Origin of the sequence: Streptomyces sp. NPDC057854, from assembly GCF_042797055.1 — a bacterium.
Lineage (GTDB): Bacteria > Actinomycetota > Actinomycetes > Streptomycetales > Streptomycetaceae > Streptomyces.
This window is the reverse complement of the sequence record NZ_JBHVMF010000004.1, coordinates 1-17,799: the sequence shown is the minus strand read 5'-3', so window position 1 is coordinate 17,799 and position 17,799 is coordinate 1. Positions and strand designations below refer to the sequence as shown.

General features: G+C 75.9%; 15 protein-coding genes. 8 read left to right on the top strand and 7 right to left on the bottom strand.

Going from position 1 to position 17,799, the window contains the following annotated elements:
- Positions 1-66 precede the first annotated feature (66 nt).
- Complete coding sequence (locus ACFVQZ_RS08040; protein ID WP_383620489.1) at positions 67-501, bottom strand: SRPBCC family protein; 435 nt, start codon at positions 499-501, stop codon at positions 67-69.
- On the bottom strand, positions 498-1,316 hold the full coding sequence (locus ACFVQZ_RS08035; protein WP_383620487.1) for a DeoR/GlpR family DNA-binding transcription regulator: 819 nt from the start codon (positions 1,314-1,316) through the stop codon (positions 498-500). The genes ACFVQZ_RS08040 and ACFVQZ_RS08035 overlap by 4 nt, the downstream gene beginning before the upstream one ends.
- A gap of 134 nt (positions 1,317-1,450) precedes the next feature.
- On the opposite strand from ACFVQZ_RS08035, the gene ACFVQZ_RS08030 reads away from it, so the two are divergent.
- Positions 1,451-3,880: a hypothetical protein gene (locus ACFVQZ_RS08030; RefSeq protein WP_383620485.1), complete on the top strand. Its 2,430-nt coding sequence runs from the start codon at positions 1,451-1,453 to the stop codon at positions 3,878-3,880.
- On the opposite strand, the gene ACFVQZ_RS08025 is transcribed toward ACFVQZ_RS08030, so the two are convergent.
- From ACFVQZ_RS08025 to ACFVQZ_RS08005, 5 genes are all read right to left on the bottom strand, one after another.
- Positions 3,850-6,279 carry a right-handed parallel beta-helix repeat-containing protein gene (locus ACFVQZ_RS08025; RefSeq protein ID WP_383620483.1) on the bottom strand — a complete coding sequence of 810 codons (2,430 nt, stop codon included), beginning with the start codon at positions 6,277-6,279 and terminating at the stop codon, positions 3,850-3,852. The genes ACFVQZ_RS08030 and ACFVQZ_RS08025 overlap by 31 nt on opposite strands.
- A gap of 137 nt (positions 6,280-6,416) precedes the next feature.
- The gene (locus ACFVQZ_RS08020; protein ID WP_383620481.1) at positions 6,417-7,025 is read right to left on the bottom strand and encodes a hypothetical protein; all 609 of its coding nucleotides are present in this window, start codon (positions 7,023-7,025) and stop codon (positions 6,417-6,419) included.
- Positions 7,026-7,111: 86 nt separating this feature from the next.
- The gene (locus tag ACFVQZ_RS08015; RefSeq protein ID WP_383620479.1) at positions 7,112-7,936 is read right to left on the bottom strand and encodes an MOSC domain-containing protein; all 825 of its coding nucleotides are present in this window, start codon (positions 7,934-7,936) and stop codon (positions 7,112-7,114) included.
- A gap of 88 nt (positions 7,937-8,024) precedes the next feature.
- Complete coding sequence (locus tag ACFVQZ_RS08010) at positions 8,025-8,537, bottom strand: DUF6643 family protein (RefSeq protein ID WP_030498092.1); 513 nt, start codon at positions 8,535-8,537, stop codon at positions 8,025-8,027.
- A 316-nt stretch (positions 8,538-8,853) separates the two neighbouring features.
- Positions 8,854-10,068: a glycosyltransferase gene (locus ACFVQZ_RS08005; protein ID WP_383620476.1), complete on the bottom strand. Its 1,215-nt coding sequence runs from the start codon at positions 10,066-10,068 to the stop codon at positions 8,854-8,856.
- A gap of 58 nt (positions 10,069-10,126) precedes the next feature.
- Between ACFVQZ_RS08005 and ACFVQZ_RS08000 the strand changes: the two genes are divergently transcribed.
- The 7 genes from ACFVQZ_RS08000 to ACFVQZ_RS07970 all read left to right on the top strand — a co-directional run.
- Complete coding sequence (locus ACFVQZ_RS08000; protein WP_030498090.1) at positions 10,127-10,924, top strand: aspartate/glutamate racemase family protein; 798 nt, start codon at positions 10,127-10,129, stop codon at positions 10,922-10,924.
- 80 nt (positions 10,925-11,004) lie between these two features.
- Positions 11,005-11,562, top strand: coding sequence for a hypothetical protein (locus ACFVQZ_RS07995; RefSeq protein ID WP_030498089.1), 558 nt, complete (start codon positions 11,005-11,007; stop codon positions 11,560-11,562).
- Between the two features lie 94 nt (positions 11,563-11,656).
- A complete protein-coding gene (lnt, locus tag ACFVQZ_RS07990) occupies positions 11,657-13,270 on the top strand; it encodes an apolipoprotein N-acyltransferase (protein WP_383620474.1) in 1,614 nt (537 codons plus the stop codon).
- A gap of 41 nt (positions 13,271-13,311) precedes the next feature.
- A complete protein-coding gene (locus ACFVQZ_RS07985; RefSeq protein ID WP_383620472.1) occupies positions 13,312-13,794 on the top strand; it encodes an NUDIX domain-containing protein in 483 nt (160 codons plus the stop codon).
- 101 nt (positions 13,795-13,895) lie between these two features.
- The gene (locus ACFVQZ_RS07980; RefSeq protein ID WP_383620470.1) at positions 13,896-15,788 is read left to right on the top strand and encodes a helix-turn-helix domain-containing protein; all 1,893 of its coding nucleotides are present in this window, start codon (positions 13,896-13,898) and stop codon (positions 15,786-15,788) included.
- Positions 15,789-15,946: 158 nt separating this feature from the next.
- Positions 15,947-16,150, top strand: a complete 204-nt coding sequence (locus ACFVQZ_RS07975) for a cold-shock protein (protein ID WP_030498085.1) — start codon at positions 15,947-15,949, stop codon at positions 16,148-16,150.
- A gap of 193 nt (positions 16,151-16,343) precedes the next feature.
- The coding region (locus ACFVQZ_RS07970) for a DEAD/DEAH box helicase (protein WP_383620468.1) at positions 16,344-17,799 on the top strand (1,456 nt) is incomplete at its 3' end.

The following is a 17,799-nucleotide window of genomic DNA, read 5'->3' as shown; positions in this document are numbered from 1 at the left end:
CGAGGGGTGCGGATGGGAGGAAGCACCCTAGCGGTCACCCCGGCAAGGCGAAAGCCCGTTCGATCGCTAGGTGTTCAGCAGACCGTCCAGGGCCCGGCCGAACACCCTCCGGCCCGCCCGCGCCAGCACCCCGTCGCACACGCCCGGCAGGCCCCGTACCGCCAGCTCCTCCGTCCACACCACCCGCGTCCCGCCGGCCGCCGCCGCCACCTCGAACTCCGCCCAGCCGCGCACCAGCCGTCCGCGCTTCTCCAGCCGGCACACCCCTGGCCGGTTCCGGTGCGGCGGCTGCCAGCGGACCACCTCCATCGGGTCGTCGAAGCCCAGCGGCCCGAGCCCGGTGCGGGCCGTGAACCGCGTCCCCGGCCCGTTCGGACCGGGCGTCAGCACCGTCGTACGGGTCAGCGGCACCTGCCGGCCGTGCGCCGGCCAGTCGGTGAGCCGCCGCCACACCTCCTCCGGCACCAGGCCGGTCCGCCGCTCCACCCGGAACCGGCTCACGCCGCCACCTCGCCGGCCACCAGCAGCCCCGGCACGTGCTCCGCGACCTCCGCCCGCACCTCCGCGGCCATGCCCCGGTCCGTCACCCAGGTGTCCACCTCGTCCAGCGTCCCGAACGAACTCAGGCCCACCGTCCCCCACTTGGTGTGGTCCGCGACCACCACCACCCGGCGCGCCGACCGCATCAGGCACCCGTTGGTCTCCGCCTCCGCCAGATTCGGCGTCGACAGACCGGCCTCCACCGAAAGGCCGTGCACCCCGAGGAACAGCAGGTCGAAGTGGAGCGAGCGGACCGCCCGGTCCGCCACCGGCCCCACCAGCGCGTCCGACGGCGTCCGCACCCCGCCGGTCAGCACCACCGTCGGCGCCCGCCGCCCCTCGCCCGACACCGGACGCCCCTCGTGGAAGACGTCCGCCACCCGGACCGAGTTCGTCACCACGGTCAGGTCCGGCACGTCCAGCAGCCGGCGGGCCAGCGCGTACGTCGTCGTCCCGCCGGACAGCGCGATCGCCGCGCCCGGCTGCACCAGCGCCGCCGCCGCCCGCGCGATCTCGTCCTTCGCGCTCGGCTCCAGCGCCGACTTCGCCTCGAACCCCGGCTCGTGCGTGCTCGGTTCCGCCACCGGCACCGCCCCGCCGTGCACCTTCGCGACCATGCCCTGCCGGGCCAGCGCGTCCAGGTCGCGCCGGATCGTCATGTCGGAGACGCCGAGCCGCCGCGTCAGCTCGTTCACCCGGACACCGCCGCGCCGCCGCACCTCGTCGAGGATCAGGGCGCGTCGCTGCTCCGCGAGGAGGTTCTGATTGTCAGTCACCGCCGGGGCCGGTCCTTCCGCAGGAGACGAGGGAATGGCTGTCGGATTCGGTGAGAGGCCGTGCGCGGGGGCACGGTCGTCCGCGATCCTGGAGCCGACGTCGCATCCTCCCACCCACGAGAGGAAGCTCCTCAGTGTCCCCTGCCACACCCGCCCCGGAGCACGGGGGCGCGGCACTCGAACTCCTCGTCCACGGAGTCGGCGGAGCCACTCCCCAGTCCATGCTCGACGACCCCAGGACCGTGCGGGTCACCGGTGACGACACCGCCGCCGTCCACCGGCGCGCCGACGACGCCGGCGCCGAGGACCGGCCCGACCGCCGGCGGACCGGGCCGGTCCCGGAGGCGTACGTCTGGTCCAACCTCACCTCGGGCGACGGCGCCCGCGCCCTGTGGCTGCTGCTCCTGCCGTTCATGGTGGTCAACCTCGCCCACTGGATGCGCCCGCCCGCCCCGGGCCGCCCCGCCCTCGTCCGGCTCTACGGCGTGCTGGTCCGGCTGCTCGCCCTCACCCTCACCGTGCTGCTCACCGCCGCCGCCTGCGAGGTCGCCCTCGACCTGACGGCCTGGCAGTGCGCGGGCACCGCGGGCTGCGCCGACGGCCGCGCCTGGCTCGGCTTCCTCGCCGCCGACCGGGGCGGCTGGTGGTCCGGGCCCGGTCGCAGGCTGGCCCTCGCCGCCGCCCTGCCCGCCGCGCTCGTCGGCCTGCTCTGGTACCTCTCCCGCCGCACCTGGAGCGCGTACGAGGCCCAGCGCCCGCCCACCGACGACCTGCCCACCGACGACCCGCCCACCGCCCCTTCCGCCCCCGCCGACCCGCCCACCGCCCCTTCCGCCCCCGCCGACCCCGCAACGCCCGCGTCGTCCGCCGCATCCGCCTCGCCCGAGGATCCGCGGCCCGCGCTCGGACGGCCCGGGTTCTGGTACGGGAGGCGGCTCGTCGCCCGGCTGCGCGCCGCGCACACCGCCGCCGGCCTCCTCACCGTCGCCGGCGCCCTCGCCGCCGCCCCCGCCCGCCACGACACCGGCACCCTCGCCGCCACCGGACTCGCCCTGCGCGCCGCCCTGCTGGTCTGCGCCGTCCTGGTGCTCTGGTCGGTCTGCGGCCGGGGCCGCAGCGAGCGGCGGCTCGACCAGCGCGTCGAGCACGCCGTCCTCACCCGCTTGCCGGCCCTCGCCGCCGGGCTGCTCGCGCTCACCGCCGTGCACACCGCCTGGGACCGGCCCGGCTGGACCTCCGCCGGCGCCCTCCCCGGGAACGCCGCCTTCGGCGCCCTCACCGTCGCCCAGGGCGGCCTGGTCGTCGCCCTCGGCGCGGTCGCCCTGCTGCTCCAGCGCCCCCGGCGCGACCCGCGCACCGCGCTCGCCGGACTCGGCGGCCCCGCCACCGCCACGCTGGCCTGCGCCCTCGGCGGCGTCATGTCCGGAGGCGTCGCCCAGTGGGTCGCGGACCGGCTCGACGGCTCCGCCACCCCCGGCAGCGCCGGCAGCCCCCTCGCCGGACCGCCCGTCCTGCTCAGCTGGCAGGCGTCCGTCATCCCCGTGCTGCTCCTGCTGCTGCTCGCGCCCGCCGCCCTCCTCGCCGCCCGCACCGCGCTCGCCACCCGCCGGCTGCGGGCCGCCGTCGAGGCCGACTACGCCGGCGAGCGCCCCGACCCCGTCCGTACCGGCCAGATCGCCGCGAGCCGCGCCCGCGCCGCGCTCACCGACTCCGCCCCGCTCCTCGTCGGCGTCGTCGCCGGCACCGCCCTGCTCCTCGGCGCCGCGTCCGTCGCCGGCGCCTGGGCGAGCGGCGAGGTCCCCGGCCGGGCCTTCGCCGGCGCGCACCCCGCCGTCGCCGGGCTCGCCGCCACCACCCAGGCACTCGGCTCCTGGATGATCGGCTTCGGCTTCCTGCTCTTCGTCACCTGGGGCCGCCGCGCCTACCGGGACGCGTCCGCCCGCCGCACCATCGGCATCCTGTGGGACGTCGGCACCTTCTGGCCGCGCGCCGCCCACCCGTTCGCCCCGCCCTGCTACGCCGAGCGGGCCGTGCCCGACCTCACCTGGCGGATGTGCTCCTGGACCGCCGGGACCGGCGGCCGGCTCGTCATCTCCGGCCACTCCCAGGGCAGCGTCCTCGCCGCCGCCGCGGTCTGGCAGCTGCCGGCCGCGACCCGCGCCCGGGTCGCCCTCCTCACCTACGGCTCCCCGCTGGAACGGCTCTACGGCCGCTGGTTCCCCGCCTACTTCGGCCCGGACGCGCTGCGCGGCCTGCACCGGGCCGTGGACTGCTGGACCAATCTGTACCGGGCCACCGACCCCATCGGCGGCCCGGTCCGGGTCCCCGCCGAGGACGGCCGCCCGGGCGTCGACGCCCCGGCGCTGCGCGACCCCGTCGCGTACGGACGCACCCCCGCCCACCCGCTGCCCGAACCGGTCCTCGGCCACTCCGACTACCAGGCCGACCCCGCCTTCGCGATGTGCCGGGCCGCGCTCCTGGACCGGCTGCTGCCCGCCCTGCCGCGGCAGCGCGGCGTGGACGCGGCCGCGGATCAGGGCAGCTCGGGCAGGTCCTCCGGATAGAGCAGGGTGAGGTCGTCGGTGTTCGCCTCGGCGAGCACCGCGACCCGGCCCGCGTGCCGCTCGACCATGGACTCGAAGGTCTGGCGCGCGGTCCGCCCGTTGCCGAACGCCGGGCCCTTCGGCAGCTTCTCGAAGTACGTCAGCAGGGCGTCGTCCATGCCCTCCGCGAGCCGGTACTCGTGCTCGTCCGCCTGCTGCCGCACGATCCGCAGCAGCTCCTCCGGCGTGTAGTCGCCGAAGCTGATGGTCCGTGAGAAGCGGGACGCCACACCGGGGTTGACGGTGAGGAAGCGCTCCATCTCGGCGGTGTAGCCGGCCACGATCACCACGACCGCGTCCCGGTGGTCCTCCATCAGCTTCACCAGCGTGTCGATCGCCTCGCGACCGAAGTCCCGGCCGGAGTCCTCCGGGGACAGCGCGTACGCCTCGTCCACGAACAGCACGCCGCCGCGGGCCCGGTCGAACGCCTCCTGGGTGCGGATCGCGGTCGAGCCGATGTGCTCGCCGACCAGGTCCACCCGGGACACCTCCACCAGGTGCCCGCGCTCCAGCACGCCGAGCGACGCGAGGATCTCGCCGTAGAGGCGGGCGACGGTCGTCTTGCCGGTGCCGGGGTTCCCGGTGAAGACGAGGTGGCGGCGGACCGAGGCGGCCTTCAGGCCGGCCTCCTGCCGCTTGCGGCCCACCTCGATCATGTTGGTGAGCGTCCGCACCTCGTGCTTGACGCTGTCCAGGCCGACCAGCGCGTCCAGCGCGCCGAGCACGTCCTCGGACGGGCGGGGCGCCGGGACGGACGGCACCGCGGCGGACGCGGGGGCCGCCGCGGCGGCGGTGCGCGGCGGGGGATAGGCGGAGAGGAGGCCGGGGGAGTGTCCGCCGTCCGCCCGGGCCGGGGCCGCGACGGCCGGCTGCGGCACGGACGGCGCGCGGACGGCGCTCTCGTCGCCGGTGCAGTCCTCGGCCACCGGCCCATCCTCGGGGAACTCGTACCCGCCGCGCGCGCACCGCTCGGTCCGGCAGCGGCGCAGCACCGTCCGGCAGCCGTCCATCACGTGGAAGCCGTAGCCGCCGCTGCCGGTGACCCGGCAGCCGAGGAAGGTGCCGCGGCCCTCGGCCGACACGTAGAAGCCGGCCTCGGCGGGGGAGGTGACGACACAGCGCTCGACCGTCGGGTCGGCGCCCTTGGTGACGATGACGCCGGTCTGCACCGTGTCCACGGTGCAGTTGGCGAGCGTGCCGCCGCTGCCGTGGTCGCGGAACCACGCCCCGGTGGACGCCTCCTTGATGCGGCAGTCGTCGAGCTGGGCGGTGGCGCCGTCGCTCACCGACACGGCGGTGTTCCGCACCTGGGTGAGGTCGCTGTCCACGACGTCCACCCGCGAGCCGCGGTCCAGCACGAACAGCGCGTCCGGCACGTCGTGCACCCGGCACGCGTCGAGCACCGCGCTCGCCCCGTCGCTCACCCACACCGCCGGGTAGTCGCCGGTGCTGTCGTGGATCTCGCACTGGTGGGCGTCCACGCGCGTGCCCGGGTCCCACACGGACAGCCCGTTGCGCCCGAACCGGCGGACCGTCGACCGGGTGAGCGTCAGCACCGAACGGGACCGCAGGTCCACCGCGTTCTCCGGCACGTCGTGGATGTCGCAGTCGGAGAGCGTGAGCACGGCGTCGGTGTCCAGGGTGACGCCGTCGGCGGAGGTGCGGTGCACGGACGAGTCCACCAGGTGCGCGGTGCCCCGGGCCGCGATCTGCAGTCCGGCGCCCTTGATCTCGTACACCTCGCAGCCGACGCCCTCCAGGCCGCTGCCCTCGCCGGTGACGGCGATCCCGGCGCCCGACGCGTGGTGCACCCGGCAGCGCTCCAGCCGCGGGTGCGCGCCGCCGCGCACCGACACCCCGGCCTGCCCGGCGGAGACGACCTCGCACTCCTCGAAGACACCGCCGGCGCCGTCGACGGCGGCGATGCCGACCCCGGCCGGATTGTCGACCGTGCAGCGGCGGGCGGTCGGGCGGGCCCGGCCGCGCACCTCGATGCCGGCGGCCGAGCGGGTCATGATCCTGAGGTCGAGCAGTTCCGGCGTGCCGTCCTCGACGAGCAGCGCGGGCGCCGCCACGTCCTGGCCCTCGATGTGCAGGTCCTGCACGATCGCGGACGCGCGCAGCGTCAGCGGCACCCCGTCCGGCGGCGCGATCCGCACCGGCCCCGAACCGTCCTCGGGTCCGCGCAGCGTCACCGCCCGGGTCACGACGAGGTTCTCCCGGTACGTGCCGGGCGCGACGGTGAGGACGTCGCCGTCGCCGGCCGCCTCCAGCGCGGCGGCGAGGGAGGCGTACTCGCCCGTGCGGCGCCGCCACCGCGACGTGCCGGTGTGCGTCACCTGGACCGTGCCCTGTGCCATGGGTGTGCTCTGCCCCCGCCTCGTACGTCGACGCCGAACTGGATCCGGCCCCCCACCGTAGCGCGCGAGGGGGCGCGGGGTTGACGGGTCGTCGAGCCGCACCCGTACGAGGGGCGGAGGCCCGGGCTCCGGTCGCGTCAGCTGCCGGCGCCGGTGCGGCCCCAGTCCGGGCCGACGGTCGCCCACGCGCGGTCGAGGCGGGCGTGCCGCCGCATCACGAGCCGCCGCATCACGAGCCGGCGGAGGAGTTCCACGCCGAGCCCGGCGAGGAGTGCCGCCGTGAGGCCGGCGACGAAGGCGTGGGCCCGGGCGGTGTCGCCGGCCAGCGGGGCGTTCACGGGGCGTCCGGCCCGGTCGGTCCAGAGCGGGAAGGTGTCGCCGGGGTCGGCGTCGGCCCGGGAGGTGGTGACGGTGCCGGTGCGGGAGGTGCCGTCGGGGGCGGTCCAGCGGGCCGTCACCGCGCGCCGGAACCGCTGTTCGGCCGCGTTCCGGTCCGAGACGGAGGCGCCGGGCGGCGCGGGGGCGGGGCCGAGGACGCGGGCCGTGGTCGGCACGCGCCCCTGCTGCTGGGCGTGGACGGCGCGCTGGAGGGAGTGCTGCGCGGAGGAGCCGGCCGTCCAGCCGGCCACGGGCACCGCCACGCACAGCAGGACGGCGGCGACGAGCGCCACCCACGCCTCGACCAGGTCCGTCGTCCTGCGCAGGGGATTGTGCCGCCAGCGCCAGAGTCCGGTGGCTGCGCGCATCCCGGAACCCCCTCGTTCGTCGCTCCTCCGACGAGTGTGCCCGTGGGGCGCGCGGCTCGCCTGTCGAGCGGAAGGGGGGGGGCGGGTCAGCCGAGGGGCTTGACCGGGTCGCCGGCGCGGACGGTGCCGCGCTGCTCGGGGATGAGGAGCAGGCCGAAGACGAGCTTGCCGTTCAGATTGCGGTGCCGGCCCAGCGTCCGCAGCGGCTCCCGGCCGCGTTCGGCGGTGGTCTGGTCGGTGGTGGTGACCACGCACCGCGCGCACGGCTTCGCCACCCGGAAGGTCACGTCGCCCACCGCCAGCCGGGTCCATCCGTCCTCCGCCCACGGCTCGGCGCCGTCGACGACCAGGTTCGGCCGGAAGCGGGTCATCGGCAGCGGTCCCTCGGCTGCGTGCTCGCCGCGCGCGATCAGCGTGTTGAGGGCGTCGAGGGAGGCGGTGGAGGTGACGAGCAGGGGGTAGCCGTCGGCGAGGCTGACGGTGTCGCCGGGGCGCCCGTAGGCGGGGTTCACGGGGCGCCGGTGCTCGGGCGCGTCGAGGTGGACGAGGCGCGCGTCGGCCTCCAGAAAGGCGGAGAACCAGGCGGCGGCCGTCTCGCCCGCGGGCACCGTCTCCACCGCCTTGCCGAAGATGTCCATGGTGAGCGTCGCCGAGGGCTCCGGCACCGCGACCCGGAGCGGTTCGCGTCCGGGCGCGGTGAGCAGCAGGCCGCCGTCCGGGAGGGGTTCGGCGGCGGCGAGGGCCAGCCGGGGGTGGCGGCGCTGGGTCATGACCGTCCCCCCGGCGTCGACGACCGCCCAGCGGCGGTCGTGCGCGAGACCCCAGGGCTGCACCTCGGCCTCCGTGCGGTCGAGCGCGCGGAGGGCCTTCACCGGGTGGACGTGGACGGAGCGGAGTACGGCGTCGGACATGCCCTCATCCTGCCAGCCGCACCCGAGGCGGAACGGGGCCGGCCGCCGCGCGGGGGAGCGGGGGCCGGCCGCCGTGCGGGAGCGGCTGTCAGTAACCGCCGCCCTGGTAGGGGCGGTTGTACGGGTCCTGGTACGGCGCGGGGGCCGGGACCGGCGCCGGGGCGGGGCGCGGGGCGGCCGGGCGCATCGCCTCGTAGCCGGTGGGCACCGGGCGGGCCGGCTGCGGGACGGGTCCCGTCGGGTAGCCGCGCGGCGGGGCAGGCTGCTGCGGGATGTACGGCGTCGGGGCCGGCTGCAGCGGCGCGGGCGCCATCTGCGGGGCGGGCTGCGGGTAGCCGTACCCGCCGCCGTGGTACGCGGGCGCCGGCTGCGGCGACGGCGCGGACGGGAGGGCGGGGAGCGCCGCCGGCAGCGCCGGCAGGTAGGAACCGGTCGGCGCGGGGGCCTGGTAGCCGACGGGGGCCTCGTACGCGGCGGGCACTCGGATCGGGGCGATCTGAGGCGTGCCCCGCTCCGCGACCAGGGAGTCGTAGATAGGGGTGTCCGGGAAGGACGGCGCGGTCTGGTAACCGCCTCCATAGCTGGAGCGGGGGGAGGTCATGGCACATAAGTTAAGCCCACGATCTGCCGATTGGGGAGCCCGCTCAACAGCTTCTTTGACGGGCTTCTGGCGGCCGTGGATCCCCAACCCGAGCGAACGTGCCGAAATCGGGCAGGCGGGTGTTCCATGATCGCGCAAAACCCGAGCTGAGAGGGGGTTACCGGCTGGTCGGGCGGATCGGCGACGAGGGGCGCGTCCGGTATGAAGAACGGATAAAGAAAAGGCGACCGGAAGGGGTGGGAGAAGTGATCTTGGGTATGCCGAAACGTCAATCCGGCACCGAAGGGCTTCCTGTATACGCGCCGAATTCGCCGCGTCACTCCCCGTGTCGAGAAGCGAAATTCCCGCCCTTCGCCGCCCCGCTTCCCGAGTACACCCGCCCCTTCCACGCCCCGCCTCGCCCCCGGTGGTGCCGCACCGCGGAATCCACCGTCATCACCAGATAGAGGAACGCCGTGAACGGCAGCAGCGGGGCCGTCACGAGCGGCAGCCGGTAGTACCGCAGCATCGGCCCGTACGTTCCCGCCATCACCGCCCACGCCGCCCCGCCCGCCCACGCCGCCGCCGCGTCCCCCGACACGACCCCCGCCACCAGCGCGACCGGCGGCACCAGATACACCAGCACCAGCCCGGCGACCGTCCCCAGGAGCAGCCACGGGCTGTGGCGCAGCTGCGTGTACGCGCTCCGCGTCACCATCCGCCACAGCTCGCCGAGGTCCGGGTACGGCCGCACCGAGTCCACCCGCTCCGCGAGCCCCAGCCAGATCCGCCCGCCGGCCGCCCGCACCGCCCGCGCCAGCGCCACGTCGTCGATCACCGCCTCACGAATCACGTCCGGCACCCCCGCCGCCACCGCCGTCTCCGTCCGCAGCAGCACGCACCCGCCGGCCGCCGCCGTCGCCCGCGGCCGGTCCGCGTTGATCCACCGGAACGGGTACAGCTGGGCGAAGAAGTAGACGAAGGCCGGCACCACCAGCCGCTCCCACGGGCCGGCCACCCGCAGCCGCGCCATCTGCGACACCAGGTCCCGGTCGTCGTCCAGCGCCGCCGCCACCAGCCGGCGCAGGCTGTCCGGTTCGTGGGCGATGTCCGCGTCGGTGAGGAGCAGGAACTCCGGCCCCCGCGCGCGTGCCAGCGCCATCCCGTGCCGCAGCGCCCACAGTTTGCCCGTCCACCCCGGCTCCGGTTCCCCCGGCGACGTCACCGTCAGCGGAAGCCCGCCGTGACGGGCGGCCAGTCCGGCGGCGAGCCGGCCGGTCCCGTCCGCGCTCCCGTCGTCCACCAGGATCACCTCGGCCCGGCCCGGATAGTCCTGCGCCAGCAGCGACGGCAGGCTCAGCGGCAGCACCCCCGCCTCGTCCCGCGCGGGCACCACCACCACGACACCGGGCCAGTCCTCCGCCGCCACGCGCGCGTGACGCCCGGCGGCCCGCGGCAGGCGCTGATCGGTGCGCCAGAAGAAGCCGTGGCCGAGCAGGAGCCAGACCCAGACGGCCAGGGAGACGGACGCGAACCAGGCAAGGGTGCTCATTCGCCGCAGTCTGCCCCAGAACGCCGGGAACACCGGGCCCATCGGCTAGGGTGACCGGGTGAAGATCGCGCTCATGGACTCCGGAATCGGCCTCCTCCCGGCAGCCGCCGCGGTGCGCCGGCTGCGCCCGGACGCCGAGCTGCTGCTCTCCAACGACCCCGACGGCATGCCCTGGGGACCGCGTACCCCCGAGGACCTCACCGGGCGCGCCCTGGCCGTCGCCCGGGCCGCCGCCGCCGAGCGGCCCGACGCGCTGATCGTGGCCTGCAACACCGCCACCGTGCACGCCCTGCCCGCCCTGCGCGCCGCCCTCGAACCGGGCATCCCGGTCATCGGCACCGTCCCCGCGATCAAGCCGGCGTCCGCCGACGGCGGCAAGGTCGCCATCTGGGCGACCCCCGCCACCACCGGCAGCCCCTACCAGCGCGGACTCATCCGCGAGTTCGCCACCGGCGCCGAGGTCACCGAGGTGCCCTGCCCCGGCCTCGCCGACGCCGTCGAGCACGCCGACCCCGACGCCGTCGACCGCGCCGTCGCCGCCGCCGCCGCGCTCACCCCGCCGGACGTCCGCGCCGTCGTCCTCGGCTGCACCCACTACGAGCTGGTCGAGGACCGCATCCTCGCCGCCCTGGCCGCCCGCCGCGATCCCGGCCTCCCGCCGATCGTCTTCCACGGCTCCGCCGACGCCGTCGCCGCCCAGGCCCTCCGCCGCGTCGGCGCCCGGCCGGCCCCCGGCGCCGCACCGACCGGCACCCTCTCCGCGCTGCTCAGCGGGCGCCCCGGCACACTGCCGGCCGCCGCCCTCGCCTACGCCGCCGGCCGGCTCGTCGCCGGCGCCCCCGCGCCGTCCCTCTGACCCGGGCCTTCTCACCCTCCGCGACCGGATGACCCCGCTCCGGCGCGCTGAAACGGGCGACTCTGGGTAGTCTCCCCGCTATGAGGCATTCCGGGCAGCAGCGCTCCGGCGGGCGCCCGCCCGCCGTGTGGACCGGCCGCGCGACCAATCGCTTCCAGTGGCTCGCCGCCGCCACCGGAGCCGCCTGCATGGCGCTCGGCATCACCCTCGCCGTCGTCTCCCCGTGGACCTCCGGCATCGCCGCCCTCGTCATGGCCGTCGTCGGCTGCGTCGCCGCCGGACTCCTCGTCCTCTTCGGCACCCTCGCCTTCGTGCACGTCGAGGTCCGCGTCGACGACCGCGCCCTGGAGGTCCGCTGCGGCCACATCGGCGTCCCGCGCCGGACCATCCCCTTCACCGAGGTCGTCGACGCCGACTACGCCCCCCGGGTCACCCCCCGCCAGTGGGGCGGCTGGGGCTACCGCTGGCGCCCCGACCGCGGCACCGCCGTCGTCGTCCGCCGCGGCGAGGGCCTGGTCCTCCGGCTCGCCGACGGCCGCACCTTCACCGTCACCGTCGACGGCGCCAGGGGAGCGGTCGACTCCATCCGCGGCCGGCTCCGCCGTCCCGCCCCGCCCCAGACCCCCACCGGCGCCTGACCGGCACGCGCGCGTGCACCGGCGCGGGCGCGGTGACCGCGCGCGTACCGTGCCGGGCCGGGCGTCAACAGACACGCCCCGTACACTCCGCAAGGTGAGCACCACCATCACCCCCGAAGCGGCCGGAGCCGCCGACGACACGCCCGCCGGCGAGGGCCGGCCGCGCCGCTTCGGCGGGGCCGCGCGCTTCGCCCGGCCCGCGGCGGCCCTGCTCTCCGGCGTCCTGCTCTACCTGAGCTTCCCGCCGCGCCCCCTGTGGTGGCTGGCGCCGCCCGCCTTCGCCCTGCTCGCCTGGGCCCTGGACGGGCGCCGCCTCCGGGCCGGCTTCGGCCTCGGCTACCTCGCCGGGCTCGGCTTCCTCCTGCCGCTCCTCGTCTGGACCGGCGAAGAGGTCGGCCCGGTGCCCTGGCTCGCGCTCGCCGCCGTCGAGTCCCTGTTCGTCGCCGCCACCGGACTCGGCATCGCCGCTGTCTCCCGGCTGCCGTGGTGGCCGGTGCTCGCCGCCGGCGTCTGGATCCTCGGCGAGGCCGCACGCGCGCGCGTGCCCTTCGGCGGCTTCCCCTGGGGCAAGATCGCCTTCGGCCAGGCCGACGGGATCTTCCTGCCGCTCGCCGCCGTCGGCGGCACCCCCGTGCTCGGCTTCGCGGTCGCCCTGTGCGGCTTCGGGCTGTACGCCGCGGCCCGCCTCGTCCGCGTCCACCGCGCCACCGGCACCGTCCCGCGCGGACCGCTCGCCGTTGCCGCGCTGTCCGTCCTCGCCCCCGTCACCGGCGCCGTCGCCGCCCTGCCGCTCGTCAGCGTCGCCCCCGAGGACGGCACCGCCACCGTCGCCGCCATCCAGGGCAACGTCCCCCGCCTCGGCCTCGACTTCAACTCCCAGCGCCGCCAGGTCCTCGACAACCACGCCGCCCGCACCCGCGAGCTCGCCGCGGAGGTCGAGGCCGGCACGAAGCCCCAGCCGGACTTCGTCCTCTGGCCGGAGAACTCCTCCGACATCGACCCCTACGCCAACCCCGACGCCGCGGCCGTCATCGGCGGCGCCGTCGACGCCGTCAAGGCCCCCACCGTCATCGGCGCCGTCGTCTCCCCGCCCACCGGCAAGCTCCGCAACACCCTCATCCAGTGGGAGCCCGGCCAGGGACCCGTCGCCACCTACGACAAGCGGCACGTCCAGCCCTTCGGCGAGTACATCCCGATGCGGTCGGTCGTCCGCCTCTTCAACAGCGACGTCGACCGCGTCGCCCGCGACTTCGGCCCCGGCAACAAGGTCGGCGTCTTCGACCTCGCAGGCACCAGGGTCGGCCTCGCCACCTGCTACGAGGCGGCCTTCGACTGGGCCGTCCGCGACACCGTCACCCACGGCGCGCAGCTCCTCACCGTCCCCAGCAACAACGCCACCTTCGGCCGCAGCGAGATGACCTACCAGCAGCTCGCCATGTCCCGCGTCCGGGCCGTCGAACACAGCCGGTCCGTCGTCGTCCCGGTCACCAGCGGCGTCAGCGCCGTCATCCGCCCCGACGGCGATATCGTCTCGCGGACCGCCATGTTCACCCCCGACTACCTGGTCGAGGAGGTCCCGCTGCGCTCCACGCGGACCCCCGCGACCCGGCTCGGCACCCTCCCCGAGGCCCTGATCGCCGCCGTCGCCGTCGCCGGCCTCGGCTGGGCCGCGGCCCGCGGCGTACGGGCCCGGCGCGAGCGTTCCTGAGCCCGCGGGGCCGCTCCGGCGGATGATCTAGGGTCGACCGCATGGCCACTCCTGACTTCATCCGAGAACTCCGCAAGACCGCCGGGCACCAGCTGCTGTTCCTGCCCGGCGTCAGCGCCGTCGTGTTCGACGACCGGGGCCGGGTGCTGCTGGGACGGCGCGCCGACACCGGCGGGTGGGCGGTGGTCGGCGGCATCGTGGAGCCCGGCGAACAGCCCGCCGACTGCGCGGTCCGCGAGGTGGAGGAGGAGACCGGGGTACGGTGCGTGCCCGAACGGATCCTCATGGTGGAGACGCTGCGCAAGCCCGTCGTCTACCCCAACGGCGACATCTGCCAGTACCTCGACGTCACCTTCGCCTGCCGGGCGGTCGGCGGCGAGGCCCGGGTCAACGACGACGAGTCGCTGGACGTCGACTGGTTCGAGATCGGCGCACTCCCCGAGATGAAGCGCTTCTCCCACCGCCGGATCGAGCGGGCGCTCGTCGACGAACCCACCTGGTTCCGCACCGCGCACAGCGGCTGACACCGCGGGCGAGCGGGCCCGGGCCGGTCGCGGGCCGGTCGTCCACAGGAGTCGTCCACAGGGCTAGTGCGGGCCCGCCTCCGCCCGGTATCCCTGTGTCCATGTCCCACGCACACGTCTCCTACCTGGACCTCCTCGCCCGAGGAGCCGCCACGGAGGCATACGACCGGCCCCTGCTCCTCGCCCGCGCGAGCGGCGCGGGGCCCGAGGAGCTGGCCGGCCTCGAAGAGGCCAAGCAGCTCGCCCTGCGCGTCCGCGCCGAGCTGGAGGGCCGGCGCCGCCGCGAGGCCGAGCTGTCCGCCCTGTTCGCGACCGCCCACGACCTCGCCGGCCTCCGCGACCTCGACGCGGTGCTGCGCGCCATCGTCCAGCGCGCCCGCGCCCTCCTCGGCACCGAGGTCTCCTACCTGAGCCTCAACGACCCCGTCGCCGGCGACACCTACATGCGGGTCACCGAGGGCTCCGTCTCCGCCCGCTTCCAGCAGGTCCGCCTCGGCATGGGCGAAGGGCTCGGCGGCCTCGTCGCGCAGACCGCCCGCCCCTACGTCACCGAGGACTACTTCGGCGACGCGCGCTTCCAGCACACCCGCACCATCGACACCGCCGTCCGCGACGAGGGCCTGGTCGCCATCCTCGGCGTGCCGCTCACCCTCGGCAGCCAGGTCATCGGGGTGCTCTTCGCCGCCGACCGCCGGGCCAGGGTCTTCGAGCGCGAGCAGGTCGCCCTCCTCGGCTCCTTCGCCGCCCACGCGGCCGTCGCCATCGACACCGCCAACCTGCTCGCCGAGACCCGCTCCGCCCTCGCCGAACTGGAGCGGGCCAACGACATCATCCGCGCCCACAGCGCGGTCATCGAACGCGCCTCCGAGGTCCACGACCGCCTCTCCGAGCTGGTCCTGCGCGGCGGCGGCGTCCACGACGTCGCCGAGGCCGTCTCCGAGGTCCTGGGCGGCACCGTCGAGTTCACCGAGACCGCCGCCGGCCCCGCCCGCCGGGCCGGCGGACACGCGGTCCGCGACGGCGACGACTGGGTCGCCGCCGTCTCCGCCGGCGGCGAGCACCTGGGCGCGCTCGTCCTGCGCGGCCGGCCCGACCTCGACCCCGTCGACCTGCGGACCCTGGAGCGGGCCGCGCTCGTCACCTCCCTGCTGCTGCTCGCCCGCCGCTCGGCCGGCGAGGCGGAGGAGCGGGTACGGGGCGAGCTGCTGGACGACCTCCTCGACGCCCCCGACCGCGACCGCCGCCTGCTCCGCGAGCGCGCCGCCCGCCTCCGTGCCGACAGCGACGCCCCCCACGTGGTGCTCGCCGCCCGCGTCGACCGGGCCGGCCCCGGAAGCGGCACCGAGCCGCCCGGCCGCGAGAGCGCCGACCGGCAGCGCCTCCGGTCCGCCGCCTCCCACCTCGCCGCCACCCGCCGCGGCCTCGCCTCCGCCCGCGACGGCGGTACCGTGCTCCTGCTGCCGCTGGGCCCCGGCGAGGACGCCGCCGAACTGGCCCGGCAGACCGCGGCCCAGCTCGGCGGCGCCCTCCGCGAACCCGTCACCGTCGGAGCCTCCGCGCCCGTCCGCGACCCGCTCGACCACCCCGACCGGGTGGCCGCCGCCTACCAGGAGGCCCGCCGCTGCCTCGACGCGCTCCGGGTGCTGCACCGCGCCGGCGAGGGCGCCGCGGCCGAGGACCTGGGCTTCCTCGGCCTGCTCCTCGCCGACAGCCGGGACATCGGCGGCTTCGTGGAGCGCACGATCGGCCAGGTCGTCGCGTACGACCGGCGGCGCGGCACCGACCTCGTGCGCACCCTGGACGCCTACTTCGCCTGCGGCATGAGCCCCGCGCGCACCAAGGACGACCTGCACGTGCACGTGAACACGGTGGCGCAGCGGCTGGAGCGGGTGGGCCGGCTCCTGGGCCCGGACTGGCAGGCGCCGCCCCGCGCCCTGGAGATCCAGCTGGCGCTCCGCCTGCACGCCCTGTCGGCGCCGGCCGCCCGCGACTGAACCGCGCGCGGTCGGCCTCTTCGTGTTAGGGTGGGAAGTGTTGCAGTTGTGGTACCCATGAACCTATGTGCGCCTGACCGGAATGCTTTTCCGCAGGCGCATATTTCGTTTTACCGGCATCTCCGGATGGGGCCTCTGCCTTACAGAAGGAGAAAGTCATGGCACAGGGAACCGTGAAGTGGTTCAACTCGGAAAAGGGCTTCGGCTTCATCGAGCAGGACGGTGGCGGTCCGGACGTGTTCGCCCACTACTCGAACATCGCGACGAGCGGCTTCCGTGAGCTCCAGGAGGGCCAGCGAGTCTCGTTCGACGTCACCCAGGGCCAGAAGGGCCCGCAGGCCGAGAACATCGTTCCCGCCTGATCACCGGACGCCCTAGTCCGTCACTCGCCGGGGTTCGCGCCGTGAGGGCGCGGACCCCGGTTTGTGCTGTACGCGGCCGGTGCGGCGCCGTGCGCGGCCCGTGCCGCCCGTGGTGCGTGCAGTTCGCAGTTCGTGCAGTCCGTAGTTCGTGCAGTCCGTGGTTCGTGCAGTTCGAAGAAAGGCAGAGAAATCTATGTCCCGTAGGCCCCGGAAGCCGGGCAAGCGCGTCCCCGCCACCGCCTCGGCCCAGGTGCCGTCGCCGGCCTCGTCCGGCGAGTTCCGGGTGCCGGAGAGCGTGACGCCGCCGCTGCCCGCCGTGGACGACTTCGCCCGTCTCGACATGCCCGCCGGGCTGCACACGACCCTCGCCGCGCAGGGCGTGACCACGCCCTTCCCCATCCAGGGCGCCACCCTGCCGGACTCGCTCGCCGGCCGTGACGTGCTGGCGCGCGGCCGGACGGGCTCCGGCAAGACCCTCGCCTTCGGGCTGGCGCTGCTGGCCCGCACGGCCGGGCTGCGGGCCCGGCCGACGGCCCCGCTCGCGCTGGTGCTCGTGCCGACCCGCGAGCTGGCCCAGCAGGTCACCGACTCCCTCGCCCCGTACGCGACCGCCGTGAACCTGCGGATGACGACCGTCGTCGGCGGACTGTCGATCACCAAGCAGGCCACCGCGCTGCGGCGCGGCGCCGAGGTGGTCGTGGCGAGCCCCGGCCGGCTGAACGACCTGGTGGAGCGCGGCGACTGCGTCCTCGACGACGTCCGGATCACGGTCCTCGACGAGGCCGACCAGATGACCGACATGGGCTTCCTGCCGCAGATCACCAAGCTGATCACCCAGGTGCGGCCGGACGGGCAGCGGATGCTGTTCTCCGCCACCCTGGACCAGAACATCGACAAGCTCGTCAAGCGCTTCCTCACCGACCCCGTGGTCCACTCCGTGGACCCGTCCGCCGGTGCGGTGACCACGATGGAGCACCACGTCCTCCACGTGCAGGACGCGACAGACAAGAAGGCCGTCACCACCCGCATCGCGGCCCGCGACGGCCGGGTCATCCTCTTCCTCGACACCAAGCGGTCGGCGGACCGGCTCGCCAAGCGGCTGCTCTCCGTCGGCGTCCGCGCGGCGGCCCTGCACGGCGGCCGGACCCAGCCGCAGCGCACCCGGACCCTGGAGCAGTTCAAGACGGGGCACGTCACCGCGCTGGTGGCGACGAACGTCGCCGCCCGCGGCATCCACATCGACGACCTCGACCTGGTCGTGAACGTCGACCCGCCGGCCGACCACAAGGACTACCTGCACCGCGGCGGCCGGACCGCCCGGGCCGGCGGCTCCGGCAGCGTCGTGACGCTCGTCCTGCCCGAGCAGAAGCACGAGTTCAGCCGGCTCATGAAGGACGCCGGCATCCAGCCCCGTACCCTCCGCGTGAAGTCCAGCGACGAGGAACTGGCCACCCTCACCGGCGCCCGCGAGCCGTCCGGCGTCGCCGTCACCCTGGAGGTGCCGCAGCCGGCCGCCCCGGCCGCGTCCCGGCCCGCCCGCGCGTCCACCGGCGACGGCGGCCGTCCGTCGCGGCGCCGCCGCGGCGGCGGTGCCGGAGCGGCGCCGAAGAGCGAGGCGTCCGCCGGCACGGGCGCGCGCGGCACCGGCC

Excerpts from the sequence above, each read along its gene's own strand:
- ACFVQZ_RS08025 (WP_383620483.1), bottom strand. The coding sequence starts at position 6,279 with ATGGCACAGGGCACGGTCCAGGTGACGCACACCGGCACGTCGCGGTGG.
- ACFVQZ_RS08020 (WP_383620481.1), bottom strand. The coding sequence starts at position 7,025 with ATGCGCGCAGCCACCGGACTCTGGCGCTGGCGGCACAATCCCCTGCGC.
- ACFVQZ_RS08015 (WP_383620479.1), bottom strand. The coding sequence starts at position 7,936 with ATGTCCGACGCCGTACTCCGCTCCGTCCACGTCCACCCGGTGAAGGCC.
- ACFVQZ_RS08010 (WP_030498092.1), bottom strand. The coding sequence starts at position 8,537 with ATGACCTCCCCCCGCTCCAGCTATGGAGGCGGTTACCAGACCGCGCCG.
- ACFVQZ_RS08005 (WP_383620476.1), bottom strand. The coding sequence starts at position 10,068 with ATGAGCACCCTTGCCTGGTTCGCGTCCGTCTCCCTGGCCGTCTGGGTC.
- ACFVQZ_RS07995 (WP_030498089.1), top strand. The coding sequence starts at position 11,005 with ATGAGGCATTCCGGGCAGCAGCGCTCCGGCGGGCGCCCGCCCGCCGTG.
- ACFVQZ_RS07985 (WP_383620472.1), top strand. The coding sequence starts at position 13,312 with ATGGCCACTCCTGACTTCATCCGAGAACTCCGCAAGACCGCCGGGCAC.
- ACFVQZ_RS07980 (WP_383620470.1), top strand. The coding sequence starts at position 13,896 with ATGTCCCACGCACACGTCTCCTACCTGGACCTCCTCGCCCGAGGAGCC.
- ACFVQZ_RS07975 (WP_030498085.1), top strand. The coding sequence starts at position 15,947 with ATGGCACAGGGAACCGTGAAGTGGTTCAACTCGGAAAAGGGCTTCGGC.